This window comes from Catellatospora sp. IY07-71 (assembly GCF_018326265.1).
Lineage (GTDB): Bacteria > Actinomycetota > Actinomycetes > Mycobacteriales > Micromonosporaceae > Catellatospora.
This window is the reverse complement of sequence record NZ_AP023360.1, coordinates 6712815-6731892: the sequence shown is the minus strand read 5'-3', so window position 1 is coordinate 6731892 and position 19078 is coordinate 6712815. Positions and strand designations below refer to the sequence as shown.

Genomic DNA, 19078 nt, shown 5'->3' with positions numbered 1-19078 from the left:
CGCTTATCGAGGACGTCAGCGAGCGATCGCCGCGCCCGCGTGCGCGCGACCGCCGGACCCGAGGAGGCGCACGAACATGTCCGAGCCCCAGCAGCAGCCGCCCGGCACGCTCCAGGAGATGGAGCACAAGCCGGATCACGGCGAGGACAGCTACCAGGGCCACGGCCGCCTGTCGGGCAAGCGCGCCGTGATCACCGGCGGGGACAGCGGCATCGGCCGCGCCACCGCCATCGCGTTCGCGCGCGAGGGCGCCGACGTGGTCATCGGCTACCTGAACGAGCACGAGGACGCCCAGGAGACCGGCAAGCTGGTCGAGGACGCCGGCCGCAGGGCCGTGCTGGTGCCCGGCGACCTGTCCGGGCGTGAGCAGTGCGAGGCACTGATCGACACCGCGGTGCGCGAACTCGGCGGCATCGACGTGCTGGTCAACAACGCGGCGTACCAGATGACGCACGAGAGCGTCGAGGAGATCCCGGACGAGGAGTGGCAGCACACCTTCGACCTCAACATCACCGCGATGTTCCGCCTGGTCAAGGCCGCCCTGCCGCACCTGGGCGAGGGCGCCTCGATCATCAACACGGCGTCGGTGAACTCCGACATGCCCCGGCCCACGCTGCTGCCGTACGCGACGACCAAGGGCGCGATCGCGAACTTCACCGCCGGTCTGGCGCAGCTGCTCGGCGACCGCGGCATCCGCGTCAACAGCGTGGCACCCGGCCCGATCTGGACGCCGCTGATCCCGTCGACGATGCCGCCCGAGCACGTCAAGGAGTTCGGCAAGAACACCCCGCTGGGCCGCCCGGGTCAGCCCAAGGAGGTCGCGCCGGTGTTCGTGCTGCTCGCCTCGGACGAGGCCAGCTACATCTCCGGCGCGATGGTCCCGGTCACCGGCGGCAAGCCCATCCTCTGACGGCGGATCTCGAAAGGGGACAGCGATGAGCGAGGAACGACTTCAGGACCAGACCGACCAGGCCGCGCCGAAGGAGGAGGCCGAGGAGCAGGTGTCCGCGGCCGAACTCCGCCGCCGCCAGCAGCTCGGCCAGACGCCGGGCATGTTCGTCGACCCGCCCTCGGGCGGGGGACAGGAGCCGGACACCGACGCGGCAGGCGAGCCCGGCCACAGCTGAACAGACGCGTCAGGCTCCGGACCGGCGGGAGCGGAAGAGGTCCTGCACCGAGGCGATGACCGCGGGCGACCGGGGATTGGCGCCCAGTTCGGACTCGAGCGCCCTGAACGCGCCGCGGGCCAGCACGGCCCCGGCGATCCAGGTCAGCACGATCGCGGCTATCAGCGCATAGGTCCACGTCTGCACGCCGACTGCGGCGATGAGCCCGGCGGTCAGCATGAAGCCGGCCATCGCCGCGCCGTAGACCCGTGCCGCGGTCAGCATCCGCGGATACGACGGGGCCCTGCGAACATCGTCCGGGCTGAGTTGGGATGGGGTCTGCGAAGTCATCGGCGCGTCCAGTCTTCGATGGCAGTGATCGTCTACGGCAGTGGCGGGTTGCAGTCGATCCGGCAGCGGGCACGTGAGCGGTGACAGGTTACGGTACGGCGGCAGGCGAGATCTCTACCGTCGAATTCGGCATGACGACGAACCGTGCCACCTTCCAGCCCGAGCCGGCACGTTTCAGGGTGACCAGGACCCGGCAATAGGTGATCTCGACCCCGGCCAGGCGGTTCGAGCGCCGTCGCTGCGTCACGTAGGCCATCACCTCGGACCGGTGTTGCCCACGCTCGTCGAGGACCAGAGTAGGGTCGTCCACGGTGACCACGGCCTGCTCCGCGAATGCGGTCGTGCGCAGTGACGCCATGGCGGCGGCGTACTCGGCGGCGAACGGGCCGGTAAGGAACGCCTGTCCATGCGCTACCGCGCCGTCAAAGTCGCGGTAGTCGTATGCCAACAGGGCACGAACCGCCGGACGCACCACTGTCTCGTACTGCCGAAGGGCTGCCGCGCGCGCTTCGGCTTCCTGCCCGCCTCGGTACTGCTCCCAGTACGGCCGGCTGAGGTGGAGGGCAAGCGGGGTCACGAGCGCCAGCACCATGGCGATCCGGCCCCACGTCCGTCGTCGGCGTCGCTGACGCAGGACCTCCTCAACCCAGGACATGTTCCCCGTCTCCCCGCCCATGGCACCCGGCCGCGCGGTCATCGTAGTGCGGCAGTGCCAGGCAACACCGACCGCGCCATGCATCCGCAGGCGTCACCGATCAGGACCAGACCGACGCCGAACAACGGCTCCGAGCGCCCGCTGCCGCCGCCAGGTTCAGGTCGGTCACTTCTGTCCAATTCGGGCATACAGTAGTTCGCCTGGCAGCGTGGGGTGCGGGACCTGCCGCCAGTTCGCGGCGTCTTCCTCGCGTGGCAGCCAGTCCGCGAAGGGCAGGTAAGCGATCCGCCAGACGATCCGGCATGCCAGGAAGAAGCTGTAGAACGGAATGAGCAGCAGCATGAGATCCCGTTTGCGGTAGCCGACTCGGGCCGCGGGCAGGCACAGCACGAGGGCGAGCAGTCCGAGCGCGCCCCAGTCGCGCAGGACGCCGTGGCTCGGCAACGACAGCGCGGCGAGTCCCCATTCGGCGGCCCGGTTGGCGAGGATCGTCAGCGACCCGAGGATCACGGCGCTGAGCAGAGTCCGGGCGATGGTGGACCGGGGTGTCCCGGAGGCTACGTGTGCCGAGGGGCTCGGCGGCGGTAGCGCCCGGCCGGCTGGGGCGGTGTGGTCCGACCAGCGTTCGCCGGTCCAGTAGCGCAGGTAGTCGTCGGCGTCGGCGTACCACCCGGCTGGTGGCGACTCCGTCATGTGCTCTCCTGGTCCTCGCGTGGAGGCAGGAGCCTAACGGTATCCGTCCGATCCATGTCGCCCGCCGGTCCCCACAATCCGTGGCTTCCGGGTGCGGTAGAACTGCAGGATGATCTCCAGCCGGTACCCGCGACCGCAGGCTCTGACCGACCTGTGGGAGCAACAGTGGCCGGAGTGCCCGCCGATGGCGTACCTGCTGCGCTCGCGCTACCCGGATCGTTGGGTCAGGTTCCACAGCTTGCCCGGTTCCAAGCGTTATCCCGATAACGAAGACGAGTACGGCACGGTGCTCGACCGGCATTACACCGTTCTCGACCAGCTGGGAGCCGGGCCGCTGGTCCTCGTCATCACCACCGAGTGGACCGACACGGAGGAGCTCACACCTCAGCGGTGGCCGCGGCGTGCGGAGGTCGCACCTCGGGCACACCACTGGCGAACGTTCGTGGAAGACCCGGAAGATCCGGAGTACCGGACCTTTCATCAGCTCTACGTCGAGGCGTTGCAGTGGACACCGCAATGCATCGACGGGCTGCTACGCGCTGTCGCCGACGACGAACTGGCGAATGTCATGGTCGCGCCCCTGGACCTGCACTGGCTCTACCACCCGTACGACGGCGGGGCCGACGTCGTCCTGCCAGCGCGCGAGCAGCGCGATGAGCTGAAGCACCGCTACCGCGACTGGCTGTCCGACCACCCGTCAGGGCTCTGACCCGGAGTGGGGGTTGGCGCCCGATTCGGGCTCGAGGGCACCGAATGCACCGCGGAATAGCGCTCTGATTCAGGACCGGACCTTCGACTCGCATCCACCTTTTCTCGCATCGTGTCGTCCCAGGTGACAGCATGCGGGAGATTTGTCACTGAAGGTTTTCGGGGGTCTCCACCGGCCCGGCCGTTCGGCTAACCTCTTGCGGTGATCTTCCCACCGGCCGGTCGAGCCAGGCAGTGCCGCGTCGGCTTGCTGGCCGCCGCTGCGACCCTGCTCGCTGCCGGATGCGCGACGACCTCCCCCGAGGGGCCGACACAGCCGACTGTCGACCATGTCGCGATCATCGAGGAGATGACCGCGGGACTGTCGCCGAACGCCTTCTACCGTGACCCCACCGCTCGCGAGCGTGCGCAGGCACGTGCTGCGGTCGAGGCGCTGCTGCGCGACCACGCCGACACGGAAGTCCTCGACCGCACGTTCGGCGAGCTGGGGTTCCGCACGTTCCAGGGCACCGATCCGCGGACGGGCCGGCCGTACAGCCTGTTCACCGCCGACCGGGACGGCGACCGGCCGTGGGGTGTGGTCCTGGTGGACCGATCCACGGCCCCGCGCGTGGTGGTCGAGGTGCCGCATCCAGGATTCGACGTGAACACGGACGACCTGGGCCTGGAGGTTGCCCGCAGCACACCCGGCGCCGTGCTTCTCATTGCCGGGGCGCATCGGCAGACGGCTGGCGGGGACGGCGACGTCGCGCACAACGACGGATCGGTGTTCCACACGATGGCCGACGAGTTCGCCCGCGGTGGGCTGCCGCAGGTGCAACTGCACGGGTTCGCCGACCGGAACCTTGAGGGGGCCGACGCGGTGGTGTCGGCCGGTTCCGCCGACGTCACCCGCGATGCCCGCCGGCTTGCCGCGTTGCTGGACCAGGCTGGCATCGCGGCGTGTCGGGCGTGGGCTCAGCGGTGTGGGCGGCTGGAAGGCACCACCAACGTGCAGGGCCAGTCGGCGGCCCGGCTGGGCACGCCGTTCATCCACCTGGAGCTGAGCTGGTCGGTGCGTGGGGACCAGTCGCGGCTGCTGGCCGCGGCCAAGGCGGTCGGCAGCCTGTACGCCGGGCGCTGAGCAGCCGGCCGGTGCTCAGATGCGCCGGGCGGTGCGCAGCCGCACCGCCCAGTAGCCGGTGCCGTCGAGGATCGACTCGCCGCCCAGGTCGCCGAACGTCGGGCCGTTGGCGGTGGTCCGGCTGGAGATGAACCGGTGATGACCGCGGTCGTCGACGCCCATGTACATTCCGGAGTGCTCGATGTTGGTGCCCTGGACGGGGCCGGCGTTGAAGAACAGCAGGTCACCGGGGAGCAGCCGGTCCAGGCCCTTGGCGCGCTTACCGGTGTTCGGCATGAGCTGCGCGCCGGGTCCGAACTCGGCCATGGCGTAGGCGCGCCGGGGCAGGCCGACGCCGGGGGTGTTGGTGCCGCGCAGCGGGTAGCCCAGGCGGTATCCGTAGACCATGCGCAGGAAGCCCGAGCAGTCGAGGCTGCGCAGATGTGTGGCGCTGGGCTGCTCCTTCTTGCCGTCGGAGAACTTCCAGGACACGCCGAGGTAGTCGTAGAAGTCGGAGTTCTCCGCCCGCCCGTCGGGGTCGATCTCGGACAGCGGCCCGAACGCCGCGTCCCCGGCGATCTGCAGGCCGTTCTTCTTCTGCGGGTTGGCGCCGTAGGTGTACTCCATCGCCACGGCGAGCACGTCAGGGCTGCGGTCGGCCAGCGCGTCGCGCAGCCACGGCCGGAACCAGTCCTGCTCGGCGCCGTCGGCGGTCCACTCGGCGGGCGCCAGGCGTACCCACCAGCCGCTCTTGATCTTGGCGTTGGTGAACCGCGGCTCGGCGAAGGTCCGCCGCGGGCCCGCCAGCTGGACGGTGCGTGACCCGTCGGTGAGCACGGCGACGGGCTTGCCGTCCTGGCCGACCACCTCGGTGCGGGGAGGATCCTGCAGGCGCCGGAACGACAGCCCGTCCGTGGTCGTGGCGCTCGGCTGCGCCACGACCTGCGGCTGCGCGGCAGGGTCAGGCTGCGTGTTGTCGCGCAGTGCGAGCGCTAGGGCGCCCGCGCCGGCCAGGACGCCGGTGACGGTGGTGAGGATCAGGGCCGTGCGGCCCCGGAAGCCACGGCGGTGTGCCATAACGATGCTGCCTAATCTGCCGAGGGTTAGCTGACGGGGATGAAACCGGCGACGATGCCGCTGATCGCGACGCCGTAGGTGACCGCGGTGACCATGCCGGTGGCGAGGATCGTCGCCTTGGGAGGCTGCCGCACCAGCTGGTACGCGATGAGGCCGGGCGCGACGAAGCCGAGCGTCTGATGGGCGAACAGCAGCGGCACGTCGCGCTCGACGATGATGAACAACGTCAGCTGGAGCAGCACGCTGAGCAGCACGATCGCGGCGAACAGGCGCTTGCCGTAGAGGATGACGATCTTCTGCAGGAGGCGGGTCAGCAGGTACGTCACGACCGTCATCACGACGATGATGGCAGCCTGCAGCGGATCCTCGACCAGGGCCAGCGCGATCCAACCGGGAGTGATCATGCCGCCGGGCGACAGGTTGGTCGTCAGGTAGCACATCAGGGCGAAGACGAGGCCGATGCCCAGGCAGGCGGTGGCCAGCTGAGCGTTGAGCTCCCCGTTGATGATCATCGTATTCTCTCCAGGACGACCGTCTCGTCGACGGGTTGGCGCGGGCCCGGCACGGGCGCCGGCGTGGCGGCTGCGGCAGGCGGCTGCTCCGCCGGCACCCAGCTGGGCAGGTTGGCCAGCTCGTGCAGCAGCACCTCGCCCTGGCCGTGGATGTTGCCCACCGCGACAAGCGACGAGCCGTCGTCGACCGCGCTCATCACCCGCTCGAGCAGCATGTGCGGCGACATGCGCACGCCGAGGTCGACGATGCGGTCCTGCAGGTGTTCGGGCACCGTCGCGCGGGCGCTGCGGGTGGTCTCGCCGATGAGCAGGATGCGCTGCGGGTCCAGGTGCTCGGTCATGGCGCCCATCTGGCCGTTGCGCTCCACCCGGTCCGGCCGGCAGTTGATGACCACGTTGAGCGGGCGGCCGATCAGCTCCTGGGTTTCCAGCTGCCCGATGTTCATCAGGGTGGATTCGGGGTCGTTGGCGGCGAAGACGTTGGCGAAGCGGATGCGCTTGGCGCCGTGCTGCACCCGTACCACCGACAGCACGCCGGGGTCCGGCGGCGCGTTCCACATACCGGCCAGGGCGCTGTCGCGGTCGACGCCCAGCTGCTCGGCGACCGCCAGCGCGATGGCCACGTTCTCCTTGAACGTGATCCAGCCGAAGCCGGCCATCTCGGCGTCGGTGACCGACTCCGGGTCGACGGCGATGAGCCTGCAGCCGCGCGCGTCGGCCTCCTGCTGCAGGATGTGCAGGCGGTCGCGCTCGGCGGTGATGCACACCCCGCCGACCGGCATGGAGCGGCTCAGCGAGCGCGCGACATCGTCCAGGGTCGGGCCCATCTCGGCGAGGTGGTCCTCACGTACGTTGCACAGCACGCCGATGTTCGAGCGGATCAGCTTGCTCTGGTTGACCTCCTGCAGCGCCGGCATCACCGCCATGCACTCGATGACGAGCGCGTCCGGGTGGTACACCGCCGCGCGGCGGACGATGCCGATCTGCTCGACGACGTTGGCGATGCCGAACTTGCGGTACACCGGTTCCTCGCTGGCGTCCGGGAAGATGAACCGCGCCGCGGTGCCGGTCGTCTTGGCGACCACGACCTGCCCGCCGCCGCGCAGCGCGCCGGCGCACAGCCGCGTGATGGAGCTCTTGCCGCGGATGCCGTTGACGAGCACCCGGTTGGGGATCACCGCCAGGTTTCGGTAGTGCTTGCGCTGCTCGACGACGCCGGCGCCCAGCAGCGCCAGGCAGCACAACGCGAACACCGTGTAGAGGTAGTACAACTCAGGCCTCCGCCGTCTCGGGCCGCCGGCTGCGGGCTCGGGGCAGGACCGAGGTGAAGTCGCTCTCGGAACCACGCATCCGCACGGCGCCGCCGAATCGTGCCGAGCCCGTGTGCCGGACCTGCCGGCAGATCTCCAGGCACATGGCGATGATGCCGATCTCGTCATGCCGCTGCGGCGGCACGGGCATCTCGAAGTCGCCGCCGCTGATGCGGTCGGCTGTGTCGGCGAGCCGGCGCAGCGGCCGTACGAAGACGAAGAAGTGCCAGGCAAGCGTCAGGACGGCGAAGGCCGCGGCGATGCCCGCCGCCAGCAGCGTCCACCGCCGCGTCGTCGACTGCGGCAGCCACATCGCGGCGACGTCCTGCTCCACCACCAGCGACCATTCCAGATGCGCCACCGTGGTCGGGTTGACCAGGCCGGTCGCGGCTACCAGGACGTGGCCGGCGGTCGTCCGGCCCGTCTCGCTGGCCGTGCCGCCCGGCAGCGTCGCCGTCGCCACACGCTGCACGATCGTCCCCGCCAGCGGCTGGAACGCGAGATAGCCCTCCGAGTCCAGGACGGTGCGCATCTCCGCATCGACCACACGGGCACGGCCGCCGCTCTGGCGAAGCACGCCACGCAGGCCATCCACGTCGAACTCCGCCACGACGCCGTTGCCGTCGCCCGCCACCCGGTACGCGTAGATCACCGGGACCCGGCCCGCCGCCTGGTCCAGGCGGACGCCGATCTCACCGGCCAGCGGCTGCTGCTGCCGCAGCGGCTCCGCACCGGCCTGCGCCACCGGCCGGCCCGCCGCATCCACCAGGTACACGCTGCGGAAGCGGTCCTCGTCGGCCAGCACCCGCTCCAGCCGGCGCTCCGCCGCCGCCGGGTCCTTGGCACCAACCTCGCCGACCAGCCGCGACACGCTCGACAGGCCGGTGTCGAGAACGTGGCCGAGCATCACCGCGGCCGACTCGGCGCGATTCTCCTCGTCGATCACCAGCTGCGCGGGCACCTCGGCCGGGCGCGTCCGGTAGGCGACCGTGGCCACGGCACCAGCCCACGCCAACGTGACGACCGTACTCGCCACCAGCCCGGTCACCGCCGCGGGCCGCCAGCGCCTGGCCCGCAGCGAGGCGTTCGACGACACCGCCAACGCCCGCGCGATGCGGAACATCTCCGCCGTACGCAGCGACTGGCGCTGCTTCACCGGCTCACCGCACGCGTCGGCCTTGGCGCGGCGCAGCAGCCGGCGCAGCGGCACGAGCAGCGAGAGCCGCATCAGCGCGAACGAGGTCAGCGCCGCGACCAGCAGGCTGCCTCCGAGCACGATGCCGTGCATCAGCGGCGTGCCCGCCGCGACTTCGGTGCTCACCAGCGACGCGACGACCAGCCCGGCCGAGCGGATCGGCGCCGCCGCCACCACCAGGCGACGCCGGTCGTCGCCGGGTAGCAGGTGCTCCGACGACGTGCTCGCGGTGATCGCGCCGAGCCCGGTGAACAGCGGCGTCAGTGTCTGCTCGTCGACGGCGGCGACGCCCTGCACCAGGGTGTGGCCGCCGCTCGTGGTCAGCAGGTGGACGCCGTGGTCGGCGTCGGGGTTGAGGCGCAGGTTGCGCATCCGCACCGGCTGGAAGGCGATGAGGGTGTGGGTCTCGTCCAGGGGTTCGGCGTGCAGCACCGACGGCCCGTCGTCGGTGATCGCCGTGGCGGTGCCGTCCGGGGAACGCGGCGCGGCCAGCAGGTCGGCGGGAATCGCCAGACCGGCCGTCGACTGCACCGCCGAGGTGGCCGTGTCGAGGACGGCGGCCCCGGACCAGGACTGCGCCTGCAGCACGTCCTCGAGCAGGTGCTTGGGGTCGGTCGCGGCCGAGGTCCGGTTGGTGTCGACCGCGCGTTCGACCGTCTCGACGTCCAGGCGGTAGGCGGCGTCGATGGACCGGGCGAGCTTGCTGACCGAGTCGCGCTGCGAGTCCAGCACGGCTTGCGGCACGCCGGCGCCGGAGTTCGCGGCGAAGACGGCGACCGCGGTCAGGGCCAGCACCACCATCGCCAGCAGGTAGACCGTGGACGGGGCGCCGGCGCCGTTCGGGAAGCCGACCGCGGGCAGCTGCTGGTCGAGGGCGCGCCGCCGCCACTTCAGGACGTCCCGCTCGGCGCGCATGTGCTCGTCGATGAGTTCCTCGCGCGAGCGGGCGCTGGAGCTGCCGGTCATGGCCCGCTGCCCTTCCGGCGCCGGGGCGGGGTCGGGCCTGCTCATGCCGGGCTCCGGAAGCCGTGCACGAACAGCCGCTCGCTGCCGGCGGCGCGGGTCAGCAGGTGCCCGCCGATGCGCTCCATCGCGGCCTCGTAGATGCGCCGGCGCCCCGGCGACAGCCCCGGGCTGCGCAGCGCCTGCGCCAGGTCGACCAGGCGGATGTCCGGATTGAGGTCGACGAAGGTCGGTAGCGCCTCCACCAGGGCGACTTTCCAGCGCTGGGGCCCGGCCGGAGTGAACGTGAAGCGCACCATGGCGCCCTCACGGTTCTCGTTGATCGGTTCGGCGTGCCGGGCGATCTGGTTGCCCATGCCGTACACGACCCATTTGCCGGACACCTGCTCGATCGGCTGGACGACGTGTGCGTGATGCCCGAAGATCACGTCGACATCCGGTGAGGCAGCTACCTGCCGCGCCCAGTTCTGCTGGTCGACGTCGGGTTCGTGCTCGTACTCGGTGCCCCAGTGCATGCTGACGATCACGATCTCGGCGCCGGCCCTGCGGGCCTGCTTGGCGTCCGAGGCGATCTTCTTGGGGTCGATCTCGTTGGCGATCCAGCCCAGGCCGGCGGGCTCGGTGAGCCCGTTGAAGTGCTTCGTGTAGGACAGATGGGCGATCTTGACGCCGTCCACCGGGTAGATCGTGGGGAGCCGGGACTCAGCTGCGGTGCGGTATGTCCCTGTGTGCCCGATCCCGGCGGCGTCGAGGGCGTCCAGCGTGCGGGTCACGCCCTCGGGGCCCCGGTCGATGGCGTGGTTGGAGGCCGTCGAGCAGCCGTCGTAGCCGGTGGCCTTGATGCCGTCCACGATCTGCGGCGGCACGCTGAACTTGGGGAATCCGATGAACGGCCCGCCGAGCGGGGCCACCGGCGTCTCCATGTGGCACAGCGCCAGACCGGCGCCGGAGACGGCCCCAGCCGCATCGGACAGCATGGGCGCGAAGTCCATCCGGCCGCCGCCGTCGCGCCGGGCCTGATCCCACATCTCCGGATGCACCAGGATGTCGCCAGCGCCGAGGACGGTCAGCGACCGTCCGGTGATCTGCGGGATCCTGGCCTCATCGGCCGGTGACACCGGCACCGCGGTGGTCGGCTCCGCGCCGGCCACCTGGTCTGAACTCCACGCGTACACGCCAACGGCGGCTCCTAGAGCCGCCGTTGTCAGCGTGATGACGAGCAGGCGCCAACCAGCGCCATGCCGCCCCCGTTTGACGTCATGCACGGCGGCAAGAGTAAGGCATCAGGATGCCTCGGTGATGCTTCTCGACAAGCAATGGTGCAGGTCACAGCGCAAATCATCACTGACTGACGAGTCAGGCAGCGATCGGCCATCTGTGCCGAACAAGGACAACGGGCCGCTGGCGGCGCCTCGGCGTGCAGTCGGTCCGGCTCCGGTGAGCAGGTCGTGGCCGTAGGCCTCGCACTGCTCGGCGCGGGCCGGGAAGACCCCGTCGGTGTAGAGGCGCTCGGTGCCGCCGGGCCGGGCGTCGTCGCACGGCCACTGGACGGGGCCATCGCGCAGCCGCGTAGCTGAGCCCGGTGTAGTCGCAGGGGCGGCCGCGGCTGCACTCCGGGCCGGGGTGGGCGTCCGGTGCGAGCTGCTCGTCGACCCGGACGGGCCACTGCTGCCCACGCCGGGACGCCCACCTCCGGCTTGTACCTTGCCCTCGGCACCTTTCCGGCAAACAAGGCGTACAGGTTTCATGGGGCGAAGCGGGGGAATGTTGTACCGCATGACGCACACACCGTATGGCAGCAGGCAGCTCGGCGACCCGATCGAGGACGACCTCGACCGGCGGTCCTGGGACACTCCCGGCCGCGACGGCGTCGTGACCGGCGACGAGACCGACCCGGACCGGCGCGAGCTGCGCGCCCGCATCGGCGAGCACGTCTCGCTGGCGACGTTCCCGGCGACGACCGAGGACCTCACCGAGACGGCGGTGCGCAGCGACGCTCCGGACGAGGTGATGGAGTCCCTCGGGCTGCTGGAGCGCGGGCGCACCTTCGCCAACACGCGGGAACTGTGGCAGGCGCTCGGCCTGGAGGTCGAGCAGCGCTTCTGAGAGGGGCGCAGGCGCGGCCGGGCGGGACAGCGCGCCCGGCCGCGACGCGTCCGGGGACTAGACAGGGGATGCAGCTCATGAAGGCAGTGGTGTGGCACGGCAAGCGTGACGTACGCGTGGACACGGTCGCCGACCCGGTGATCCAGGAACCGACGGACGCGGTCATCAGGGTCACGTCGAGCGGCATCTGCGGCTCCGACCTGCACCTGTACGAGGTACTGGGCCCGTTCATGACCGAGGGCGACATTCTCGGCCACGAGCCGATGGGCATCGTGGAGGAGGTCGGCCCGCAGGTCATCCGGCTCAAGCCCGGCGACCGGGTGGTCGTGCCGTTCCAGATCGCCTGCGGCGGGTGCTGGATGTGCACGCAGGGGCTGCAGACGCAGTGCGAGACCACCCAGGTGCGCGCGGAGGGCATGGGCGCGGCGCTGTTCGGCTACACCCGCCTCTACGGGCGCGTCCCGGGCGGCCAGGCCGAGTACCTGCGGGTCCCGCAGGCCCAGTACGGCCCGATCACGGTCCCGGTGGGGCCGCCCGACGACCGGTTCGTGTACCTGTCCGACGTGCTCCCCACAGCCTGGCAGGCGGTGGAGTACGCCGCGATCCCGGAGGGCGGCACGGTGCTCGTGCTCGGCCTCGGCCCGATCGGCGACATGTGCGCCCGGATCGCGCTGCACCGGGGGGCGGGCCGGGTCATCGCAGTGGACCCGGTGGCCGAACGCCGTGACCGGGCGCTGGCCCGGGGCGTTCAGGCGCTCGACCTGCACGACCGTGACGAGCTGCTGACCGCGATCCGGGAGCTGACCGGCGGCCGGGGCCCGGACTCGGTGATCGACGCGGTCGGCATGGAGGCCCACGGATCGCCGACGAGCAAGGCGCTGCAGGCGGCGGTGGGCATCCTGCCGGACCCGCTCGCGGCCAAGCTCATGGAGACCGCCGGGGTGGACCGGCTGGCCGCGCTGGACCTGGCCATCGAGGCCGTGCGCCGCGGCGGCACCATCTCGATCATCGGGGTGTACGGCGGCATGGCCGACCCGCTGCCCATGCTCACCCTGTTCGACAAGCAGATCCAGCTGCGGATGGGCCAGGCGAACGTGCGCCGCTGGGTGGACGACATCCTGCCGCTGCTCACCGACGCCGACCCGCTGGGTGTGGAGAGCTTCGCCAGCCACCGCGTGCCGCTGGCCGAGGCGCCGATCGCATACCAGCAGTTCCAGGAGAAGAAGGACGGTGTCGTCAAGGTCCTGCTGCAGCCCTGACGCGGCCGGCCGGATCCGGCGGCAGGCTCGTCCGGCCCGTATTCGTGGCACTATGAGGATGTGTCCGACAGCCCGGCGTTCGGTGTCACCTGCCGTCCAGGTCCCGGCGGGGTCAGGGTCGCCGTCCGCGGCGAGATCGACCTCGCGGTGCGTGACCTGCTGGTCGCCGAGCTGCGGGACGCCGTCAAGCTCGGCGATCCCGTGGTGGTCGACCTGGCGGAGGTCACCTTCATCGACTCGATGGGGGTGCGTGCCCTCTACGACGGCTACCAGGCCGCCCAGGAGATCGGGCACCGGTTCGTGGTGGAGCACGCGCACGACTGGGTGGCCCGGGTCCTGTCCATCACCGGCGTGCTGGACCTGCTGAGTGACAAGGCCGGCTCCGATGCTCCTGACGAAGGATCCCGGTCAGCGGGCTGACCCGCACGGACCAGTCGTAAGCTGGCACTGAGCTCCCATCCACGATGGGAACCGCAGACGAACGCAGGGCGAGCCATGGCGAAGATCGGCGCCAACGGCACCTACATCACCTACATAGCGGACGACCGGATCGCGATCCTCCGACCCACCGGGCCGCTCGACCTGGCCGCGGCGGCAGGCATCCGGGCAGCCGTCTTGAAGGTGCTGTCCGGCGTCCCCCGGGCGGTGCTCACCGACCTGTCCGGGATCGAGCTCGACGAGGACGCGTACCTGACGATCTTCCCCGCGATGGCGTGCCAGGCCAACGCCTGGCCGGGCTGCCCCCTGATCCTCTTCGACGCCCCACCCGCGGTGCAGGCCGCGCTGCTGGCGCTCCGCGTACACGACTACCTGCCGGTATGCGAGACGCTGGCCGACGCGCTGGCCGCAGCCGACCGCCCCACCCACCTCGGCACCCGTACGCGCACCTTCGCGCCGGAGCAGCAGGCGCCCGCCGAGGCGCGGCATCTGGTCGAGGCCTGCTGCACCCGTTGGGGCGTGGCGGCCGACGCCGTCGCCGTGGCCTGCCAGATCTGCAGTGAACTCGTCGGGAACGCGGTGCGGCACGTCGGCACCCCCGTGCAGCTGCATCTGCGGTGCGGGCCCAGCTACTTGCATCTGGCCGTATGCGACTACGCCCCCGGCGTGGACGGCGTGCACTCCCGTCCCCGGGTGCCCGCGGGCGGCCTCGGCATCGTCGCGGCGCTCGCCCTGAACTGGGGAGTGACGCCGACCGTCGACGGCAAGGTGGTGTGGGCGGCCGTGTGGAGGCACGCCGGCACGTGGGAGCCGGCGGCGGCCGAGCCCGGCGCTGCGCCCCTGCTCCTGCCCCGCTGATCGGCCCGAGCGTTCCCTGCCAGGCTGCGCCCCGGCCGGGGCGCCGATGGTGTTTCGGCACGTCGCAAGCGGGTAATCGGAAGGTTGAACCGAGCACTGCCACCGGTGGCAACCGATCCGCCCCTCGACCGAAGTGGCCGAGTCGGCGTGGGAGGCAGCGCGATGGGCAACAGACTGATGGAGATAGAACCCGCGGGACCCGCTCTCGGTGGTCCCGTGGTCACGTTACGGGCCGCCGGACGGCTCGACCTGGCCGGTTCCGTGCGCCTGCGCACCTTGATGCTCAAGGCGCTCGCCGAGGCTCCCGGAGCGCTGCTGGTCGACCTGGGCGGGGTGGAGGTCGAGGACGAGGTCGCGCTCATGGTGATCCCGGCCGTGTGCCGGCAGGCCGAAGCCTGGCCCGGCTGCCGCGTGGTGCTGTACGGCGCCTCGCCCCCCGTGGGGCGGGCTCTGCGCGCGCTGCACATGGAGGAGCACTTCTCCATCTGCGCGAACGAGGTGCAGGCCCGCGCCGCCGCGGCGCGACCGGCCGGGATCGGCGCCTGGGCACAGCGGTTCGACCCCGTCTCCGGCGCCCCCGCGGATGCTCGGCACCTGCTCGACTGGTGCTGCGAGCGGTGGGGTGTGCCCGATCCGGTGCGGGCGCAGGCCCGGCACGTCTGCAGCGAGCTGGTGGCCAACGCGGTGCTGCACGCGCGTACGACCCTGGAACTCCACCTGCGTGGCCGCACCCGGCACCTGCACGTGGCCGTGCGGGATTTCAGCGTCGGCGCCGCCCGGATCGTCGCCCGCAGCGGCCCGCCCGCCAGCGGCCTGGCCGTGGTGGCCGCCCTGGCCAGCGGCTGGGGCGTCACCCCCACCGGCGACGGCAAGGTCGTCTGGGCCACCCTGAGCCGCCGACATTGAGCCCGGCTGCCCGCCTCACGCCTGGAGAAGCGCAGAATGGGTATAGAAGGCCACGGACCAGTGCCTGTGCAAGGACGTCTACCGTGGCGGAGCAGCATGTGGTGGTCGTCGGCGCTTCGGCCGGGGGTGTGGAGGGCCCTGCGCGCGCTGATCGCCGGGCTGCTGGCGGGTCTGCCCGCCTCCGTGCTCGTGGTTCTGCACCTGCCCCGCTCCTCGCCGAGTGCCCTGCCCGCGATCCTCGCCCGCGCCGGCAGCCTGCCGGTGCACCACGCCGTCGACGGCGAGCCGCTAATGCTGCCGGGCACCGTGTACGTGGCGCCGCCCGACCGGCACCTGCTGGTGCTGGAGGGCCGGATCAGGCTGTCGCACGGCCCCGCCGAGAACGGCCACCGTCCCGCGGTCGACCCCCTGTTCCGTTCCGTCGCGCGCTGCTGCGGCCCGCGGGCGGTCGGGGTGATCCTGTCCGGTGCCCGCAACATCGGGCTCGCCGAGGATGCCGAGCACGCCGGCGATCTGATCCGCGGTCTGATCGACCGGCTCGAAAGCTCCAGCGCCGCCCTGAGCGTCAGCGAGGGCGTCGCGGTCTAAACTCGGCACGGACTCCAAGCCGCCCGAGTCGCCGATCCGGGTGTGGAGCGCGGGCTGCGCCTCCGGCGAGGAGGCGTACACACTGGCCATGATGCTGGCCGAGATGCTGGGCGTGGACGAGTTCCGCAAGCGCGTCAAGATCTACGCCACCGACGTGGACGAGGAGGGCCTGACCACCGCGCGGCACGCCACCTACGGCGAGCGCGAGATGAAGGGCGTCCCGCTCGAGCTGATCGACCGCTACTTCGAGCCGATCGGCAGCCGGTTCGGGTTCCGCAAGGACCTGCGCCGCTCGGTCATCTTCGGCCGCAACGACCTGGTCCAGGACGCGCCGATCTCCCGGATCGACCTGCTGGTGTGCCGCAACGCGCTGATGTACTTCAACGCCGAGACACAGTCGCGGATGCTGGCGCGGTTCCACTTCGCCCTGGCCGACTTCGGGGTGCTGTTCCTCGGCAAGGCCGAGATGCTGCTGAGCCACAGCAACCTGTTCACGCCGATCGACCTCAAGCGGCGCATCTTCAAGAAGGTCGCGCGCTACTCGCAGTCCTCCGACGTGGTGTTCCCGGAGATCCCGGCGCCGGTCCAGCGCGCCCCGCAGCTGGGCCAGCTCGACCACCTGCGCAACGAGTCGTTCATGTCGGCCACGGTGGCGCAGATCGTGGTCACCTCCGACGGCATGGTGGCGCTGACCAACCGGCAGGCCGAGTCGCTGTTCGGGGTCTCCTCCCGCGACGTGGGCCGGCCGTTCCGGGACCTCGACGTGTCCTACCGTCCCGTCGAGCTCCGCCGCCCCATCGAGACGGTGCAGGTCGAGCGGCGCATCGTCCGGGTCGGCGACGTCGAGTACACCCGCAACGGCGGCGACCCGATGTACCTGGAGATCCAGCTGGCGCCGCTGGTCAACTCCGACTCCAGCCTGCTCGGCGTGGCGCTGTCGTTCCACGACGTCACCGCCGCCCGGCGGCTGCAGGAGGAGCTGGAGCGCGCCAACCGGCAGCTGGAGACCGCGTACGAGGAGCTCCAGTCGATAAACGAGGAGCTGGAGACGACCAACGAGGAGCTGCAGTCCACGGTCGAGGAGCTGGAGACCACCAACGAGGAGCTCCAGTCCACCAACGAGGAACTGGAGACCATGAACGAGGAGCTCCAGTCCACCAACGACGAGCTGCAGAGCATCAACGACCAGCTGCGCGACAGCACCGCCGAGCTGGACGAGGCGAACGCCTTCATGGAGGCGATCCTGACCAGCCTGCAGGCCGGCATCGCGGTGCTCGACCAGGACCTGCAGGTCCAGGTGTGGAACCGGCGGGCAGAGGACCTGTGGGGCCTGCGCCGGGAGGAGGCGGTCGGCCGCCACTTCCTCAACCTGGACATCGGCCTGCCCGTCGAGCAGCTGCGGCCGGTGATCCGGCAGGTGCTCGCCTCCACGGCCGACAGCGAGGTGACGGAGCCGTCGCGCACGATCGTGCTGCCCTCGGTCAACCGGCGTGGCCGCAGCCTCAACGTGAAGGTCATCTGCACCGTGCTGGCGCCCAAGGGCGGCCCGTCCACCGGCGCCATGCTGGTGATGGAGCCGGAGGACGAGCGCCCGTAGCGCCCGCCCGTTTGGCGCCAATCTACCTGGGTACTTCTCGGACCTGCTCTTCTCCGAGGGGGTGCGGGATGAGGAAGCTGCGCGTCGCACTGATCTCCGAACACGCCAGTCCGCTCGCCGCGCTCGGCGGCGTCGACGCCGGTGGCCAGAACGTGCACGTCGCCCGCCTGGCCGGGGCGCTGGTCCGGCAGGGCCATCAGGTGCGGGTGTACACCCGCCGGGACCGGCCCGACGCCGAGCCGGTGGTCGGAGTGGCCGACGGGTACGCAGTGGAGCATGTGCCGGTCGGGCCGCCTGAGGAGATCCCCAAGGACGATCTGCTGCCCTACATGGGCGCCTTCGCGGACTGGCTGGTGCGCTCCTGGCACCGCTCCGGGTTCGACCCCGACGTGGTGCACGCCCACTTCTGGATGAGCGGCCTGGCCGCCATGGACGCCGCCCACCGCCACGACCGGCCGTACGTGGTCACCTACCACGCGCTGGGTTCGGTAAAGCGGCGGATGCAAGGTCCCGCCGACACCAGCCCGCCCCGGCGCATCGAGCTGGAGCGGGCCGTCGGCAACGCCGCGACCAGGATCATCGCCCAGTGCTCCGACGAGATCACCGAACTGCTCCGGTACGGCTTCCACCGCGACAAGATCGAGACGGTGCCGTCAGGGGTCGACACGGTGATGTTCGCGCCCGCGGACGGCTGTTCGGCCGATCGCGCTCGGCCCCGCCGGGTGCTCAGCGTCGGCCGGCTCGTGCCGCGCAAGGGCTTCGCCGACCTGATCGAGGCCATGGCGCGCGTGCCGGACGCCGAACTGGTCATCGCGGGCGGGCCGCCGGCCGACCGGCTGGCCGCGGACCCGGAGGCGCGGCGGCTGACGGAGCTGATCGAGCGGCTCGGCCTCGGTGACCGGGTGCGCCTGCTGGGCGGCGTGCCGCAGGCGGGGATGCCGGACCTGTACCGCTCGGCCGACGTGGTGGCCTGCACGCCGGACTACGAGCCGTTCGGCATCACCCCGCTGGAGGCCATGACCTGCCAGATCCCCGTGGTGGCGTACGCCGTCGGCGGCCTGACCGACTCGGTCCGGGCCGGGGTGACCGGCGAGCTGGTGGCCCCGCACGACCTCGACGGACTGGCCGGGGCGCTGCGCGGGCTGCTCGGCGATCCGCTGCGGCGGCTGCGCTACGGCCAGGCGGCCGGGTCGATCGTGCGCGCCGGATACACCTGGGCGCACACCGCCGAACGCATCGCCGAGGTGTACCAGCGTGCGATCGCCACGGAGCGCGTACGTGCGCTGACCGCTGCCGCGCGCTATCTCTGAGGCCTCCCGCACGCGCTGTCGAACCCCGAGCATGCGGCGAAGAGGCATGAGCGGGGTGTCTGCTCCAGACACAACGAGCGCATGAGGTCGGTCCGCGCCACCCGCGCCGCAGAAGGCGGAGATGACGTTACCCAGCGGCTGAACCGATCACCTAAGCACGCCGGACGTGTCGACACTCGCAGCGTGACAGAAATCACTCAATGACGATCGCTGTGCGCACCGCGGCAGCCAACGTCGCACCGGGTAATCATTCCTGTTGCGAGGGGTCTGGCGTGCCGATTCGCCGTCCGCACGGCCGATGACCGACTCCGCCGAGGGACAGCGGGGATCGACTTTCTGGCTTA

The 19078-nt window shown here is 71.1% G+C and carries 20 protein-coding genes; 12 read left to right on the top strand and 8 right to left on the bottom strand.

All coding sequences use genetic code 11. The features are described 5' to 3' along the window. The first annotated feature begins 76 nt into the window (after positions 1–76). Together CS0771_RS29880 and CS0771_RS29875 are read left to right on the top strand one after the other, a co-directional pair. Positions 77–910, top strand: coding sequence for an SDR family oxidoreductase (locus CS0771_RS29880; RefSeq protein ID WP_203746968.1), 834 nt, complete (start codon positions 77–79; stop codon positions 908–910). 25 nt (positions 911–935) lie between these two features. Further along, positions 936–1127 carry a hypothetical protein gene (locus tag CS0771_RS29875; RefSeq protein ID WP_212844107.1) on the top strand — a complete coding sequence of 64 codons (192 nt, stop codon included), beginning with the start codon at positions 936–938 and terminating at the stop codon, positions 1125–1127. Between the two features lie 9 nt (positions 1128–1136). Here CS0771_RS29875 and CS0771_RS29870 read toward each other — a convergent pair whose 3' ends face one another. The 3 genes from CS0771_RS29870 to CS0771_RS29860 all read right to left on the bottom strand — a co-directional run bounded on the left by CS0771_RS29870 (position 1137) and on the right by CS0771_RS29860 (position 2805). Continuing rightward, positions 1137–1391, bottom strand: a complete 255-nt coding sequence (locus tag CS0771_RS29870) for a hypothetical protein (protein ID WP_212844106.1) — start codon at positions 1389–1391, stop codon at positions 1137–1139. Positions 1392–1545: 154 nt separating this feature from the next. Further along, on the bottom strand, positions 1546–2112 hold the full coding sequence (locus CS0771_RS29865; RefSeq protein ID WP_212844105.1) for a hypothetical protein: 567 nt from the start codon (positions 2110–2112) through the stop codon (positions 1546–1548). A gap of 165 nt (positions 2113–2277) precedes the next feature. Then, positions 2278–2805 (bottom strand): DUF2510 domain-containing protein, encoded by a 528-nt coding sequence (locus CS0771_RS29860; RefSeq protein WP_212844104.1) that lies wholly within the window; start codon positions 2803–2805, stop codon positions 2278–2280. Positions 2806–2989: 184 nt separating this feature from the next. Here CS0771_RS29860 and CS0771_RS29855 point away from each other — a divergent pair, with 184 nt between their 5' ends. Further along, the gene (locus CS0771_RS29855; protein ID WP_244871114.1) at positions 2990–3514 is read left to right on the top strand and encodes a hypothetical protein; all 525 of its coding nucleotides are present in this window, start codon (positions 2990–2992) and stop codon (positions 3512–3514) included. 348 nt (positions 3515–3862) lie between these two features. Further along, positions 3863–4636 (top strand): hypothetical protein, encoded by a 774-nt coding sequence (locus tag CS0771_RS29850; RefSeq protein ID WP_212844102.1) that lies wholly within the window; start codon positions 3863–3865, stop codon positions 4634–4636. A 15-nt stretch (positions 4637–4651) separates the two neighbouring features. Here CS0771_RS29850 and CS0771_RS29845 read toward each other — a convergent pair whose 3' ends face one another. The 5 genes from CS0771_RS29845 to CS0771_RS29825 are packed head-to-tail and all read right to left on the bottom strand — an operon-like array spanning position 4652 to position 10847. Next, entirely contained in the window at positions 4652–5692 is a 1041-nt protein-coding gene (locus tag CS0771_RS29845) for an NlpC/P60 family protein (RefSeq protein ID WP_212844101.1), read from the bottom strand. Between the two features lie 26 nt (positions 5693–5718). Beyond that, positions 5719–6204 (bottom strand): poly-gamma-glutamate biosynthesis protein PgsC/CapC, encoded by a 486-nt coding sequence (locus CS0771_RS29840; RefSeq protein ID WP_212844100.1) that lies wholly within the window; start codon positions 6202–6204, stop codon positions 5719–5721. Then, complete coding sequence (gene pgsB, locus CS0771_RS29835; protein ID WP_212844099.1) at positions 6201–7475, bottom strand: poly-gamma-glutamate synthase PgsB; 1275 nt, start codon at positions 7473–7475, stop codon at positions 6201–6203. The genes CS0771_RS29840 and pgsB overlap by 4 nt, the downstream gene beginning before the upstream one ends. 1 nt (position 7476) lies before the next feature. Next, positions 7477–9720 carry a HAMP domain-containing protein gene (locus tag CS0771_RS29830; RefSeq protein ID WP_212844098.1) on the bottom strand — a complete coding sequence of 748 codons (2244 nt, stop codon included), beginning with the start codon at positions 9718–9720 and terminating at the stop codon, positions 7477–7479. After that, on the bottom strand, positions 9717–10847 hold the full coding sequence (locus CS0771_RS29825; protein WP_244871113.1) for a CapA family protein: 1131 nt from the start codon (positions 10845–10847) through the stop codon (positions 9717–9719). The genes CS0771_RS29830 and CS0771_RS29825 overlap by 4 nt, the downstream gene beginning before the upstream one ends. A gap of 601 nt (positions 10848–11448) precedes the next feature. Between CS0771_RS29825 and CS0771_RS29820 the strand changes: the two genes are divergently transcribed. From CS0771_RS29820 to CS0771_RS29785, 8 genes are all read left to right on the top strand, one after another. Continuing rightward, entirely contained in the window at positions 11449–11778 is a 330-nt protein-coding gene (locus tag CS0771_RS29820) for a DUF2795 domain-containing protein (RefSeq protein ID WP_203746952.1), read from the top strand. A gap of 77 nt (positions 11779–11855) precedes the next feature. Next, positions 11856–13037, top strand: a complete 1182-nt coding sequence (locus CS0771_RS29815) for a zinc-dependent alcohol dehydrogenase (RefSeq protein WP_212844096.1) — start codon at positions 11856–11858, stop codon at positions 13035–13037. 60 nt (positions 13038–13097) lie between these two features. Further along, positions 13098–13457: an STAS domain-containing protein gene (locus CS0771_RS29810; protein ID WP_212844095.1), complete on the top strand. Its 360-nt coding sequence runs from the start codon at positions 13098–13100 to the stop codon at positions 13455–13457. A gap of 75 nt (positions 13458–13532) precedes the next feature. Next, positions 13533–14333 carry an ATP-binding protein gene (locus CS0771_RS29805; protein ID WP_212844094.1) on the top strand — a complete coding sequence of 267 codons (801 nt, stop codon included), beginning with the start codon at positions 13533–13535 and terminating at the stop codon, positions 14331–14333. A 216-nt stretch (positions 14334–14549) separates the two neighbouring features. Beyond that, a complete protein-coding gene (locus tag CS0771_RS29800; protein WP_212844093.1) occupies positions 14550–15239 on the top strand; it encodes an STAS domain-containing protein in 690 nt (229 codons plus the stop codon). A 96-nt stretch (positions 15240–15335) separates the two neighbouring features. After that, positions 15336–15827, top strand: a complete 492-nt coding sequence (locus tag CS0771_RS29795; RefSeq protein WP_244871112.1) for a chemotaxis protein CheB — start codon at positions 15336–15338, stop codon at positions 15825–15827. Positions 15828–15861: 34 nt separating this feature from the next. Then, positions 15862–17424, top strand: coding sequence for a CheR family methyltransferase (locus CS0771_RS29790; protein WP_256442887.1), 1563 nt, complete (start codon positions 15862–15864; stop codon positions 17422–17424). 77 nt (positions 17425–17501) lie between these two features. Then, the gene (locus CS0771_RS29785) at positions 17502–18734 is read left to right on the top strand and encodes a glycosyltransferase (RefSeq protein WP_212846116.1); all 1233 of its coding nucleotides are present in this window, start codon (positions 17502–17504) and stop codon (positions 18732–18734) included. Positions 18735–19078 lie beyond the last annotated feature (344 nt).